The following is a 13,447-nucleotide window of genomic DNA, read 5'->3' as shown; positions in this document are numbered from 1 at the left end:
TTCGGGACAACCGGCCGCCCGCCCAGCGGCCCGACCTGGAGGAGCGCAGCTATGCGATCTCTCATCCCTCGTTCCCGTGCCCTGGCGGTCCTGGTTTCGGGTGCGGCTCTGGTCCTGACTCCACTGAGCGGTCAAGCGACCGCGCGAATGCCGGTCGGCGAGGCGCCGGACTGCTTCGTACCGCCGGCCGGCGCGTCCGCGAAGGGCGGTCACGGTCCCGACACCCGCGACATCTCGGCCGCCGAGCAGAAGGCGATCGAAGCCCAGACGGCGCGGTTGCTCAAGGCAAAGACCGCCCGCGCCGCCGCGTCGGTGAACGTGCCCGTCTACGTTCACGTGATGCGGGACGCCGCCGGCAACGGCGATGTCACCGACACCCAGATCTCGCAGCAGATCGCCGTACTGAACAAGACGTACGGCGGGCAGGAGTCGTCGCAGGCCGCGAACACCGGCTTCACGTTCACACTGGCCGGTGTCAACAAGTACGACAACAACCAGTGGCACAAGGACAAGCAGAGCAGCACGTATCGCAAGAAGACCCGTCAGGGCGGCAAGAACGCACTGAACATGTGGCTGGTCGACTTCGCGTACCTCGGGATCGCGACGTTCCCCTGGGACTACGCGCGGCAGCCCGGCATCGACGGGATCCGCGTGCAGTACACGTCGCTGCCCGGTGGCTCGGCGACGAACTACGACCTCGGTGAGACCGCGACGCACGAAGCGGGCCACTGGCTCGGGCTGTACCACACGTTCCAGGGCGGTTGTACGGCGACGAACGACGAGGTCGCCGACACGCCCGCGCAGAGCAGCCCGACCAACGGCTGCCCGACCGGACGCGACTCGTGCTCGCTGCCGGGCCTGGACCCGATCCACAACTACATGGATTACTCGTACGACTCCTGCTACAACCAGTTCACCCTCGACCAGAGCACTCGCATGAGCAGCATGTGGAGCGCTTACCGGGCGTAGCTCGCGGAGGCTGGGCGGTTGAGGGTGCTCTGATGCTGTTCGTGCACCAGGCGGCGCGCGATCGACCCCGGGCCCTCGAGCTGCAGAGTTTGCGGGTCGTCGGGTAGCCGGAAGCCGAGCGTGGTCACGGTGTCGAGGCAACGGTTCGTACCCAGGACCGCCCAGCCGGTGCGGGTGTCGGGGGAGAGGTCGAGATCCTCGGCGAGGAGCAGGTCCTCGCCGAGCCAGGCACGGGTCGCGGTACGCAGGACGCCGCCGGTTTCACCTTGGCGGCCCAGGACGAGTGACTCGCGAAGGTGCGCGGTGCAGCCGGTCGCGAGGCGTGCGGTCGTCGTACGGGTGACGTCGGCGTCGGCGGCGACGACGAACGGTTCGGCGTACCACTGCAGGCTGGCGCCGTCGGTCAGGCGGATGTCGATGTCCCAGCGCGCGGAACCGCCACGCATGCCGTAGGCAACGGTTCCGGCAGTTTCCACGATCTCCAGCCGGACGGCGCCGGAGACAGCGATCTCGATGCGTACGTCGTCGCCGGCGAGCAGCAGCGCACCGGCGGCGACGAGGGCGACGCGTACGACGCCGGCGGCACCGGGCAGCTGCCGCGGCGAGAGGTGGTCGGTCGTCAGCAGGCAGCGGTCCCGGACCGGGTCGGCGACGACCTCAATGCGTGTGGACATGGGTGATGACCTCGCCGTTCTCGCCGACGTGCGAGTGCGGGGCCATGGGGCCGGGATCGACGGGGGTGTGGTCGCCGGTGCGTACGACGTGTGCCATCGAGCGCACCCATGCGGTCAGGAGTGCGATCGACGCGGGATCCGTGCGGGAGAGCGCGATCACGGGTTTCCCGTCGCGGGCCGTCTCGGCGTCCTTCACCATCTGCTCGACGTCGACCCCGACGTACGGCGCGAGGTCGGTCTTGTTGACGATCAGGAGGTCGGCGCGGGCGATACCGGGACCGCCCTTGCGGGCCACGTCACCGCCGCCGGCCACGTCGAGGACGAAGATCTGCGCGTCGACGAGCGCGGGGGAGAACGTCGCGGTCAGGTTGTCGCCGCCGGACTCGACCAGGACGACGTCGAGCGGCGCGAAGTCGCGTTCGAGGTCCTCGACCGCGATCAGGTTCGGCGTGACGTCGTCGCGGATCGCGGTGTGCGGGCAGGCGCCGGTCTCGACGGCACGGATGCGTTCCGGGTCGAGGACGCCGGCCGAGCGCAGCAGCCGCGCGTCCTCGTCGGTGTAGATGTCGTTGGTGATGACACCGAGGCGGAGTTCGTCGGCGAGTTCGCGGCAGACGGTCGCGATCAGCGAGCTCTTGCCGGTGCCGACCGGCCCGGCGACACCTAGGCGGAACGAGCGGGTCTCAGGCGTCTCAGGCATGGAACAACCTCATTCTCTCGATGGCGTGGTGGTGCGCGAACACGTCGATCAGCGGCGCACCATCGGCCGGGATCTCGTCGATGCGGGTCAGCGGCGCGACGTCCTTGACGAGCCGCTCGATGTCGTCGTGCAGGCCGGCCAGCCAGGTCGCCGCGTCGGCCGGGTCCACGGGCAGTAACTTCAGGGACGCGGAGATGACGGTCTGCGCATCGTCGTACGCGACGGTCCGCGCCACCTGCTCCGCCGACAGCCCGGTCACCGCCCCGACGACCCCGAGTACGACGGGCCTCGCGATCTCGCCGTCATTCGGCAGGTACGCCGACACGCCCGGCCACACGCGCCGCGCCAACCGCAACAACAGCCGCCCCTGCCGCCGCGAGACGCCCCGAACCACGTGGCTCGGCGTCCGCGCGGCCCACGCGGCTTCGATCATTTGCATACCGGAGCTTTCCGGAACATTTTTGTCGCCTGGTGCAACTTTTGTTCCGGAAAGAGCCAGCGCCATGTGGCGGGTGAGGACAGCGACAGCGGCTTCCACGCGGGTCGTCGTACGGAGGCGATCGCGGACATAGGCCGCGACGTCGGTGAGTTGCTTGCCGTCGGCACCTAGGCCCGCGCGGACCGCGGGCTCCAGTCCACCGGACTGGGTGTGCCCGCCGGTCGGCAGCCGGCCGTCGGCGAGCATCATCGCGACCAGTTCGGCGTTGCCCATCAGAACATCGCGTACAGCTGAGCGAGCGGGAGGACCGACGCCGGCGCCGGCTCGACCAGCTCGCCGTCGACCTTGATCGCGAACGTCTCCGGGTCGATGTCGATCGCCGGCAGCGCGTCGTTGTTCTTCAGATCCGCCTTGGTGATGTCCCGCGTCGGACGGACGCCGAGTAGCCCGCGCCGCAGACCGAGCCGCTCGGTCAGCCCGTTGTCGAGCGCGGCCGGGGACACGAACGTGTACGAGAGGTCCGCCCCGATCGCATCGCCGAACGCGGGCCGCATCAGCACCGGCTGCGGCGTCGGGATCGACGCGTTCGGATCTCCGAGGGCGGCCCACGCGATCGCGCCGCCCTTGATCACCAGGCTCGGGCGGACCCCGAAGTACCGCGGGTCCCAGAGCGCGAGGTCCGCGAGCTTGCCCGGTTCGACCGAGCCGACGACGTGATCGATGCCGTGGGCAATGGCCGGGTTGATCGTGTACTTCGCGACGTATCGGCGGACCCGCTCGTTGTCGGCGGGAAGGCCGCCCGGCAGCGCGCCGCGGCGGTGTTTCATCACGTGCGCGACCTGCCAGGTGCGCGTGACGACCTCACCGATCCGGCCCATCGCCTGCGCGTCGGACGACGTCACCGACAGCGCGCCGAGGTCGTGCAGGATGTCCTCGGCGGCGATCGTGGTGGCCCGGATCCGGGACTCGGCGAACGCGAGGTCCTCGGGGACGTCGGGGCTGAGATGGTGGCAGACCATGAGCATGTCGAGGTGCTCGGCGACCGTGTTGACGGTGTGCGGCAACGTGGGGTTCGTGGAGCCCGGGATGACGTGCGGGTGCGACGCGATCGACAGGATGTCCGGCGCGTGACCACCGCCCGCGCCCTCGACGTGGAACGCGTGGATGCCCCGGCCCGCGATCGCGCCGAGCGTCGACTCGACGTACCCGGCCTCGTTCAGGCTGTCGGCATGTAGCGCGACCTGCAGTCCCCACTCGTCCGCGGCCCGCAGCGAGGCGTCGATCGCGGCCGGGGTCGAACCCCAGTCCTCGTGCACCTTGTACCCGGCGGCGCCCGCGAGCGCCTGCTCGGCGAGGGCCTCGGCGCTGACGGTGTTCCCCTTGCCGAGCAGCAGGATGTTGAGCGGTACGGCGTCCAGCGCGCGATGCATCTGCTCGAGGTGCCACGCGCCGGGGGTGACCGTGGTCGCCTTGGAGCCCTCACTCGGGCCGGTGCCGCCGCCGACGATCGTGGTGATCCCGGTCGCGAGCGCCTCGTGGAGCTGCGACGGGGACAGCAGGTGGACGTGCGAGTCGATCGCGCCGGCGGTGAGGATGCGGCCCTCGCCGGCGATCACGTCGGTGGACGGCCCGACCCGGAGGTCCGGGTGGACGCCGTCCGCGATATCGGGGTTGCCCGCGCGGCCGAGGGCGATGATGCGGCCGTCGCGGATGCCGACGTCGGCGCGCACGATGCCCCACCAGTCCAGCACCAGCACGTTGGTGATGACGGTGTCGGGCGCACCCTCCGCGCGGGTCGTCGTCCCTTGCGCCATCGACTCGCGGATCGATTTGCCGCCACCGAAGACGACCTCCTCGCCGCCGACGGTGAAGTCCTGCTCGACCTCCACCCACAGGTCGGTGTCCGCGAGCCGCACCTGGTCGCCGACGGTCGGCCCGTACAGCGCGGCGTACGCGGCCCGGGAGATCTCAACCACGATCCGCGCCCTTCAACTGGATGCCCGGGACCCGGCGGTTGCCTCGCAGCGCGACCAGCGCCACCTCACGCGAGGCACCGGGCTCGAACCGCTGCGACGTACCCGACGGGATGTCCAGCCGGAACCCCTGGGCGGCCTCGCGGTCGAAGGTGAGGGCCGAGTTGGCGTCCGGCAGGTGCAGGTGCGAGCCGATCTGGATCGGCCGGTCGCCGGCGTTCACGATCACCAGCCGCAAACGCTCGTCGTCTGAGCGATCGGCATTCAACCGAATTGTGCCGGGTCGCACCCGAATCGCTCCGGGTGCCGCCGTACCAGGCAACGCGGTGTTCCCCGCTTCTGAGACGTCAGCCATCGCGCCTCACCTCCCAGACGGCACGCACTCGGCGACGTGCAGGTGAAGGCAGGAGATCGAGCGCAGGCGCGCCGGCCCGATCAGTGACTTCGTAGGCGGCAGCAGCCCGGAACCGGAGGGCAGTGCTGCCCTGCGCGGGTCGACCGGGGAGGTATCTGGAGCGGACATGGTGCTCCTCAGACGATCGGGTGGTGGATGGTGACGAGCTTCCGCCCGTCCGGGAACGTTGCTTCGACCTGGACGTCGTGGAGGAGTTCGGCCACTCCAGGCATCACCTGGTCGCGGGTGAGGACGGTGCGACCGGTTTCCATCAGGTCCGCGACGAGAGCGCCTTCGCGGGCGCGTTCGATCACCCAGGTGCTGAGCAGGGCGACGGCTTCGGGGTGGTTGAGAAGCACTCCCCGGGCCAGCCGGTCGCGGGCGACCATACCGGCCACGGAGAGCAGCAGCTTCTCGACGTCAGCGGGAGTGAAGTTCATGTGAGTGGTGCGGGGCCGGCCCGTTGTTCAAGGCGAGGCGTGACCGCCGCTGACTCCCTTCGGAGGTCGAAGACTGCGAGCGCAGTCGGACGGGCCGGGATGGGGAGGATTACTGTCCGATTTGGGTAGGTAATCCTCCCCAACCCGCATCATTGCAGCTCCGGCGGGGGGCAGATCATGATTGTGCGGGAAGGACGTGGTCGGACACCTTGTCTGTGCTCAGGCAGAGCGAGCACACGGCCGCGGAGTGCGTCGCGCAGGCGGTCATGTCGGGGCGTTCGTACTGCTGACGGCAAACATGACACGTCAGTACTTCGCCCGACGGGTTCCCGTGCTCGTCGTACATCGGCAGGTCGAGTCCGTCGTCGGTCCGCCGCAGGTAGTACTTGCCGCGCGTGATCACGGCCAGCACCGGCGGGAGGACGAGGGCCAGCCCGATCGCAACGAGTGGCGAGTACGGCTTGATCCCGGCGCCGAATCCGCCGAAGAACACGACGATCGAGACGCCCGCGGCCGCCGCCATCGACACGAAGCCGACCGGGTTCACGGCGTACAGCATCCCGCGCCGGAACTCAGGCTGCAGAGGGGACAACCGCAGCAGGTACTTGTTGAACACGATGTCCGAGGCAACGACCACGATCCACGCCATCCCGCAGTTCGCGTAGAACCCGAGAATGGTGTTCAGGAAGTCGAACATGTTCGCCTCCATCAGCACCAGCGCGATCACCAGGTTGAACCCGAGGAACACCAGCCGTCCGGGGTAGTGCCGGGTCAGCCGCGTGTACGAGTTCGTCCAGGCCAGCGAACCGGAGTACGCGTTCGTCACGTTGATCTTCACCTGGCTGATGACGACCAGTACGACGGCCAGCGTCATCGCCAGCCACCCGGGCAGGAACCCGCGGTAGATCTCCAGGAACTGGTGCACCGGCTGGTTCGCGATCGAGGACGAGTCGGCGACGTTCGCGATCAAGTACACGGCCAGGAACAGCCCGATCACCTGCTTCAGCGCGCCGAAGATCACCCAGCCCGGACCGGCGAGCAGCATCGCGGTCCACCACCGGCGCGAGTTCTCCGGGGTCTTCGGCGGCATGAACCGCAGGTAGTCGATCTGCTCCGCGATCTGCGCGATCAGCGACAGGCACACCCCGGCCGCCAGCAGCATCGATCCGAAGTCGGCGTCCGGACCGTAGTCGAAGAACGTCGACACCGACGACGGGTGCGACACGAGCAGGTAGCCGAACGGCAGCACCATCAGGATCAGCCACAGCGGCGTCGTCCACACCTGAAGCGTGGAGAGCACCTTCATCCCGTAGATGACCAGCGGGAAGATCACCAGCGTCGAGACGGCGTACCCGAGCCACAGCGGCACGTGCAGACCCAGTTGCAGACCCTGCGCCATGATCGAGCCTTCGAGCGCGAAGAAGATGAACGTGAAGGACGCGAAGATCACGTTGGTGACGACCGAGCCGTAGTACCCGAAGCCGCTGCCGCGGGTGATCAGGTCGAGGTCGATGTTGTAGCGCGCGGCGTAGTACGCGAGCGGCAGGCCGGTCGCGAAGATCACCACCGCGAAGATCGCGATACCCCACAGCGCGTTCGTGGTCCCGTATGAGATCCCGATGTTCGCGCCGATCGCGAAGTCGGCGAGGTAGGCGATCCCGCCGAGAGCGGAGACGGCGACGACGCCGGTCGACCATTTCCGGTAACTGCGCGGCGCGAACCGGAGGGTGTAGTCCTCCAGCGTCTCGCGGGTCGCGGTGGTGGGTGCGGGGGCTGCAGCGGTGGTGCGGTGGTCGAGCGAGGGTTCCACAGACATGGGCGAACTCCTGGCGGCACCTTCGGGCGAGCGGTGCTCCGGCGGGCCGGCGACGCTGCCGGCGGGGGATGCACCCGAATGGAAGGAACCTAGGAACGCCGTGTTACCGCTGTGTTGCCGAGCTGCTACGTTCGTGTATTTCCATCTGGAAGTACTTTGAAATCATTTCCTCGAGACCGCGCTGGGCCGAGGCGAGACGCTCGGCGACCGTGGCGCCGACGGGGGAGAGCGCGACGATGACCCGCCGCTTGTCACTGGTATGGATGCGGCGCAGAACCAGGCCGCGTTCGACCAGCTTGTCGACGTGCCGGGTGAGGCTGGCGGCTGGCAGGACGGCAGACTGTGCGAGGACGGACATCGGCTGTCCGGGCTCCTCGCGGAGTGCGGCCATGATCCGCCACTGCTCGATCGTCAGCCCGAACTCGCCAAGCAGCGGCTGCAGGCCCAGCTCGAACTGCCGCTCCATCCGCTTCAGCAACAGCAGCATGCCGCACCTCCTCCTCGGTTCAGGTGCTGGGAAATATAACCGGTGGCTCGCGGTTCCGCGGCATCGTCGGTCACACTTGGCCTCGGACCGGAGGAGGTGACGGTGCGGCGTACCGACGTACTGCCGATCGCTTTCGTCGTGCCGTTGCAGGGCCCGACCGGGATCTACGGGCCGTCATGTCTGGCCTGCGGGCAGCTCGCGGCCGAGCAGCTGAACGCGCGGAACGGTATCGCGGGCCGTCAGGTCGAGCTCGTCCAGGTGGACGCCGGCCGCTCGCCGGAGGTTGTCGCCGAGGAGGTCGGGCGGCTCGTCGACGCTGGTCGCGTCGAGGCCGTCGCCGGCTGGCACATCTCCGCCGTCCGGGTCGCGTTGACCCGACGCATCGGCGGGCGGGTCGTGTACGCGTTCGCGGCGATGCACGAGGGCGGCGACGACACGCCTGGTGTCTTCATGCTCGGCGAGCGGCCGGTCAACCAGTTACTGCCGGCGGCGCACTGGCTGCGCGAGCACCTCGGCGCCCGGCGCTGGGTTGTCGTTGGCAACGACTACGTGTATCCGCGGGTCACCGGTTCGGTCGCGCAGGAAGCCTTGCAGGGAACGGGATCCGAGATCGTGCACTCGGCGTACGTGCCGCTCGGTACGGCGGACTTCCGGGACGTGATCGACGGACTCCGGACCACTGATGCCGACGGCGTGATCATGCTCCTGATGGGCCAGGACGCGGTGCACTTCAATCGGGAGTTCGCGGCCGGCGGGCTGAGCGAGAGGCTTCTCCGTCTCAGCCCGGCGATCGAGGAGAACACGCTGCTCGGCGCCGGATCGGGCGCGAACCACGGCGTCTACGCGGCGGCGGCGTACTTCGACAAGCTCACGACCGTCGAGAGCAACGAGTTCGCCCAGCAGTACTACGCCCGCTTCGGGGCGTTCGCGCCCGCGCTCAACGCGGTCGGCGAGTCCTGTTACGAGGCGATCCGCTTCCTCGCCCGCCTCGGCGAGGTCAGCGGCACCATCGCGATGTCGGCCGGACTCCCGAGCGGCCACTTCTATGACAGCCCCCGCGGCCTGCTCCGCCTCGACGGCAACCTCGTCGACCAGGACGTGTACCTGGCGGTCGCCGACGGCCTCGAGTTCCGGATCCAGGAGCAGATCGCGCACATCACCTAACCATCATGAACCGCCTAGATGGTTAGGTGGTGGGATGGATGTCAACGAGCGATTCAGCTGGGAAGGCCGATCGATCGCCTGGGGAAGGGCCGGTAGCGGTCCACCGGTGGTGTTCTGTCACGGGACGCCGTTCTCGTCGCGCGTGTGGTCGCGGTACGCGGACGCGCTGAGCGCCGACTTCACCGTGTACCTGTGGGACATGCCGGGGTACGGCGAGTCGTCCAAGCACCCCGACCACGCGGTCGACTTCGGCGCCCAGGCGAAAGCATTCGTGGCGCTGCTCGAGCACTGGCAGTTGGACCGGCCACGGGTCGTGGCGCACGACTTCGGCGGTGCTGTCTCTTTGCTAGCAACGCTAGCCGAGGGAGCGGCGTACGAGTCGTTGATGCTGGTCGACGTGGTGGCGATTCCGCCGAGCGGGTCGGCGTTCTTCCAATTCGTGAAGCGCCACCCGACGACGCTGGGCGAGTTGCCGCCGTACATCCATGAGGCGATCCTGCGGGCGTACGTGAGCGCCGCGAGTCATCGCGGGTTGCGGGACGAGGAGCTAGCAGCGCTAGTTTCTCCGTGGTGCACCGAGGCCGGGCAGCCGGCGTTCTACCGGCAGATCGCGCAGTACGACGAGGACTTCCTGGTCCGGAACGAGCGCACCGTCGGCAGCCTCGAGATCCCGGTGAAGGTGGTCTGGGGGAGCGACGACGCGTGGATCCCGCCGGCGACCGGGCGGCGGCTGGCCGGGCTCATCCCGGGGGCGTCGTACGTCGAGGTACCGGACGCCGGCCATCTGATCCAGTACGACGCGCCCGTGGCCCTCGCGACGGAGCTGCGCACGTGGCTGTATTTCTGACCAGGGGTCCGCGCTCTTTTCACAGGTGACGAGATCTGCGGTGGTGGTCGGTGGCGGGATCGTGGGGCTGGCTGTGGCGCGAAGCCTGCAGCGGCGCGATCCCGGTACGCCGGTCGTCGTACTGGAGAAGGAACCGGCCGTCGGGGCGCACCAGACCGGGCACAACTCGGGCGTCGTGCACTCGGGGCTCTACTACCGCCCGGGCTCGCTGAAGGCGCGGTTCGCGGTCGCCGGCGGTACGGCGCTGCGCGAGTACTGCGAGGAGAAGGGCATCCAGCTCGACGTACCGGGCAAGCTGGTCGTCGCGACGACCGAGGCCGAACTGCCTCAACTCGATCGCCTCTTCGGGATCGGCCGCGAGAACGGTGTCCCGGTGCGCCGGCTGACCCTGGACGAGGTCGCCGAGCGTGAGCCCCACCTGCGGGTCAAGGGCGCACTCGCGGTCGACTCCACGGGACGTGTCGACTTCAAGCTCGTGGCCGCTGCCCTCGCCGACGACATCCGCGCGGCGGGCGGCGAGATCCGGACCGGGGTGTCCGTGACAGCCGTTGAGAACGCAGGCTCCGTGGTGCGCGTGCGGACGACGGATGACGTGATCGAGGCCGACCGGGTGGCGGTGTGCGCGGGCCTGCACAGCGACCGGCTGGCGCGTGCGTCCGGTCTGGAACCGGGCGTCCGCATCCTGCCGTTCCGGGGCGAGTTCAGCGAGCTCGTCCCCGAGCGGGAGTTCCTGGTCAAGGGCCTGGTGTATCCGGTGCCCGATCCCGACCTGCCGTTCCTCGGTGTGCACCTGACCCGCGGCATCGACGGCAGCGTTCACCTCGGCCCGAACGCCGTCCCCGCGCTGTCCCGCGAGGGGTATTCGTGGGGGAAGATCGTCGTACGGGACGTGTGGGAGTCGGCGACGTACCGCGGGTCCTGGAAGCTCGCCCGCCGGTACGCACGCACCGGCGCGAAGGAGATCGTCCGCTCACTCACCGGTCGGGCGTTGGTCCGCGAGGCCCGGCGGATGCTGCCTGAGCTGCAGGTTTCCGATGTACGACGGTCCGGCGCCGGTGTCCGTGCCCAGGCCGTGACGCGCGACGGCAAGCTGGTCGACGACTTCCTGTTCCTCCGCGACGGCCGCGCCCTGCACGTCCTGAACGCGCCGTCACCCGCCGCCACCGCCTGCCTCGTCATCGGCGACCGCATCGCCGAGGAACTCTCCGCCGACCGAGCCTGAGCTACGCCTATCTTGGTCCGCATGACGACGTTCGGCGTGCCAGGAGTCCGGGTGGGGCATTGGAGCGACTTCGAGGGGCGGACCGGCTGCACGGTCGTGGATCTGCCGGCCGGCACGGTCGCGTCCTACGAGGCGCGCGGCGGTGCACCGGCCTCGCGGGAACTGGAGCTGCTGGAGCCGGGGAAGGCCGTGAGCGCGATCGACGGCGTCGTACTGACCGGGGGATCGGCGTTCGGTCTGGCGGCGGCCGACGGTGTCATGCGGTTCTACCGCGGGCAGGGGCGCGGGGTGCAGACTCCCGCGGGCCCGGTGCCGATCGTGCCGACGCTGGCGCTGTTCGACCTCACCGCGGGCGACCCGGCCGCGGCTCCTGACTCCGCCGCCGGGTACGCGGCCGCGCAGGCGTGCACCGTGGACCAGACGCTCCAAGGACAGGTGGGGGCGGGGACCGGCGCGTACGTCGGTCATTGGCGCGGGCCGGACGGCCGGCGACCCGGCGGGCTCGGGTACGCCGAGCACCGGCTGGGTGAGCTCGTGGTGGCCTGCCTTGCCGTGGTGAACGCGTTCGGCGACATCGACGACGGCAGCGCGGACGTGTCGTTCGACGCCGTACGGATGCTCGCGGAGCCGTTCGCGTTCACCGAGGGGCGCGCGCACACGACGATCGGCGTCGTCGTCACGAACGCCCGCCTCGACAAGACCGCCTGCCGAACCGTTGCCCAGGGCGCCCATGACGGCCTCGCCCGCTCCATCACGCCACCGCACACCCAGTTCGACGGCGACGGCTTCGTCGCCGCGGCCACCGGCCAGGTCGACGCCCATGTCGACATCGTCAGGCTCCTCGCCCTCGCCTGCGTCACCGACGCCGTCCGGAGCGTCGCCTAGGTCCACCGGCGAACTTCACATCGGTGCAACAGGCGGGCAATCTGCGGCGGGGATGCTTCGAGTCATGGACTCGTTGCGTACGACGCTCACCGGCGGGACGGCCTGTGACGTGTGTGGAAGGCTGCCCCACCCGCGGCGCCTCCGCCTGACGCTCGCGAAGCTCGTGGCGATCGCGCCTGTCGAGCTCGCGTTGCACGCGGCGGTGCTGGCCGCGCATCCGCCGTACCTGGTCTCGGTCGCGGTGCTGGCGAGTGTGACGACCGCGCTGGTGATCTGGGTGGTGGAGCCGTCGACGATGCGGCTGCTGCGGTCCTGGCTGCACGCCCCGAAGGCTCGTCCGCGGAACGGGATCGGGACGTTGTGGCGGATTCGCGTGACGCTCGACGACCGGGCGGGGACGCTGGAGAGCGTTACCCGGCAGCTCTCCGTCCTGGACGCGAACATCCTCGGGCTGCACGTTCATCCGGTCGACGACGGGGTGCGGGACGAGCTGGTGGTCTCGACGCCGGATGACGTCACCGCCGCGGACCTGGAGGATGCGATCGAGTCGGCCGGCGGGCGCGAGACGCACGTGTGGCCGACGACGGCGCTGGCGTTGGTGGACGGCCAGACCAAGGCATTGAGTCTGTCGGCCCGCGTGGTTGCGGATCCGGCTGAACTGCCGCACGCGGTCGCCGAGCTGCTCGGAGCTCAGCTGGTGACCGATCGGGCGACGTTGACGGGTCAGCTTCCCGATGATGGGACGGTGCTGAAGGTCCCCTCGCCGTGGACCGGCCTGTTCGCGTTCAGCCGTCCGGGAGAGCCCTTCACGCCGGCCGAGTCCGCCCGCGCCCACCGCCTGGCCGAACTGGCAGAGGCCACTCAAACCCTGACCCGCTGAGGTCAGGGTGTTGGAAAGGTGATGGGCTGGACGATTTCGATGCGGGTTCCGACGTGGTCGCAGGTGGGGAGGTCGTGGTAGATCTCCCAGCTGTCGCCGGTCGCGACCGCCGCGCCGGTTTCCAGCCAGTCGCGGACGGCGTGATAGCTGAGCGGGAGCTTCCCGTCCGGGTCGGTGTGCCAGACGGCGAGCACCGGCCCGGCGGGCAGGGAGGACGGCTCGACATCCCCGCTGCTCGCAATCGGCGTACCGACCGGGAAACCGGCCTCGGCTTCGATCTCGCCGCCGGGTAGCGGGTGCCAGCGGGCGTATGGGTAGCCGGTCGGCGCGATGCCGCGGTGACGCAGATGCTCGGCCACGGCCGCGCACGCCGAAGGAACCCAGTCCTCCAGTTGCTCAGGCACAAGATGACCCCGCCGGACGGCGGTCGCTTCGTCGCTGTGAAATCTCACCTGGGGCATGGTGCATCACCACCACTCAATGTACGACGTCGCCGTCGTGTATCACCAGGTGGTGCTCGGCGGTCCTCTCTACAGAGGACCCGACGGCACTTGGAG

The 13,447-nt window shown here is 69.3% G+C and carries 15 protein-coding genes; 6 read left to right on the top strand and 9 right to left on the bottom strand.

Annotation, left to right across the window (positions count from 1 at the left end; genetic code table 11):
* Positions 1–51 precede the first annotated feature (51 nt).
* On the top strand, positions 52–969 hold the full coding sequence (locus tag E0H92_RS33935; RefSeq protein WP_131499120.1) for a zinc metalloprotease: 918 nt from the start codon (positions 52–54) through the stop codon (positions 967–969).
* Here E0H92_RS33935 and E0H92_RS33930 read toward each other — a convergent pair.
* The 8 genes from E0H92_RS33930 to E0H92_RS33895 form a co-directional block, all read right to left on the bottom strand.
* Entirely contained in the window at positions 957–1,643 is a 687-nt protein-coding gene (locus tag E0H92_RS33930; RefSeq protein WP_131461790.1) for an urease accessory protein UreD, read from the bottom strand. The two genes, E0H92_RS33935 and E0H92_RS33930, sit on opposite strands and share 13 nt — an antisense overlap.
* Entirely contained in the window at positions 1,627–2,343 is a 717-nt protein-coding gene (gene ureG, locus E0H92_RS33925) for an urease accessory protein UreG (protein WP_131461789.1), read from the bottom strand. Before ureG ends, E0H92_RS33930 begins: the two co-directional genes overlap by 17 nt.
* A complete protein-coding gene (locus tag E0H92_RS33920) occupies positions 2,336–3,055 on the bottom strand; it encodes an urease accessory protein UreF (protein WP_131499119.1) in 720 nt (239 codons plus the stop codon). Before E0H92_RS33920 ends, ureG begins: the two co-directional genes overlap by 8 nt.
* The gene (locus tag E0H92_RS33915; RefSeq protein ID WP_131499118.1) at positions 3,055–4,758 is read right to left on the bottom strand and encodes an urease subunit alpha; all 1,704 of its coding nucleotides are present in this window, start codon (positions 4,756–4,758) and stop codon (positions 3,055–3,057) included. The genes E0H92_RS33920 and E0H92_RS33915 overlap by 1 nt, the downstream gene beginning before the upstream one ends.
* The gene (gene ureB, locus E0H92_RS33910; RefSeq protein WP_131499117.1) at positions 4,751–5,110 is read right to left on the bottom strand and encodes an urease subunit beta; all 360 of its coding nucleotides are present in this window, start codon (positions 5,108–5,110) and stop codon (positions 4,751–4,753) included. Before ureB ends, E0H92_RS33915 begins: the two co-directional genes overlap by 8 nt.
* A gap of 176 nt (positions 5,111–5,286) precedes the next feature.
* Positions 5,287–5,589: an urease subunit gamma gene (locus E0H92_RS33905; RefSeq protein ID WP_131461785.1), complete on the bottom strand. Its 303-nt coding sequence runs from the start codon at positions 5,587–5,589 to the stop codon at positions 5,287–5,289.
* A 175-nt stretch (positions 5,590–5,764) separates the two neighbouring features.
* Positions 5,765–7,405 (bottom strand): hypothetical protein, encoded by a 1,641-nt coding sequence (locus E0H92_RS33900; RefSeq protein WP_131499116.1) that lies wholly within the window; start codon positions 7,403–7,405, stop codon positions 5,765–5,767.
* Between the two features lie 103 nt (positions 7,406–7,508).
* Positions 7,509–7,892: a MarR family winged helix-turn-helix transcriptional regulator gene (locus E0H92_RS33895; RefSeq protein ID WP_131461783.1), complete on the bottom strand. Its 384-nt coding sequence runs from the start codon at positions 7,890–7,892 to the stop codon at positions 7,509–7,511.
* A 102-nt stretch (positions 7,893–7,994) separates the two neighbouring features.
* Between E0H92_RS33895 and E0H92_RS33890 the strand changes: the two genes are divergently transcribed.
* From E0H92_RS33890 to E0H92_RS33870, 5 genes are all read left to right on the top strand, one after another.
* Positions 7,995–9,056 carry a substrate-binding domain-containing protein gene (locus E0H92_RS33890; protein WP_131499115.1) on the top strand — a complete coding sequence of 354 codons (1,062 nt, stop codon included), beginning with the start codon at positions 7,995–7,997 and terminating at the stop codon, positions 9,054–9,056.
* 34 nt (positions 9,057–9,090) lie between these two features.
* Positions 9,091–9,903: an alpha/beta fold hydrolase gene (locus tag E0H92_RS33885; RefSeq protein ID WP_131499114.1), complete on the top strand. Its 813-nt coding sequence runs from the start codon at positions 9,091–9,093 to the stop codon at positions 9,901–9,903.
* A 25-nt stretch (positions 9,904–9,928) separates the two neighbouring features.
* Entirely contained in the window at positions 9,929–11,125 is a 1,197-nt protein-coding gene (gene lhgO / locus E0H92_RS33880; RefSeq protein ID WP_131499113.1) for an L-2-hydroxyglutarate oxidase, read from the top strand.
* 21 nt (positions 11,126–11,146) lie between these two features.
* Positions 11,147–12,010, top strand: coding sequence for a P1 family peptidase (locus tag E0H92_RS33875; protein ID WP_131499112.1), 864 nt, complete (start codon positions 11,147–11,149; stop codon positions 12,008–12,010).
* A gap of 64 nt (positions 12,011–12,074) precedes the next feature.
* Complete coding sequence (locus E0H92_RS33870; RefSeq protein WP_165550146.1) at positions 12,075–12,890, top strand: ACT domain-containing protein; 816 nt, start codon at positions 12,075–12,077, stop codon at positions 12,888–12,890.
* 2 nt (positions 12,891–12,892) lie between these two features.
* Here E0H92_RS33870 and E0H92_RS33865 read toward each other — a convergent pair whose 3' ends face one another.
* Positions 12,893–13,342, bottom strand: coding sequence for a GyrI-like domain-containing protein (locus E0H92_RS33865; RefSeq protein ID WP_131499111.1), 450 nt, complete (start codon positions 13,340–13,342; stop codon positions 12,893–12,895).
* Positions 13,343–13,447: the final 105 nt, after the last annotated feature.

It is taken from the genome of Kribbella speibonae (genome assembly GCF_004331375.1).
Lineage (GTDB): Bacteria > Actinomycetota > Actinomycetes > Propionibacteriales > Kribbellaceae > Kribbella > Kribbella sindirgiensis.
The sequence above is the reverse complement of the archived record's forward strand: the minus strand, read 5'-3'. Positions and strand labels throughout refer to the sequence as shown.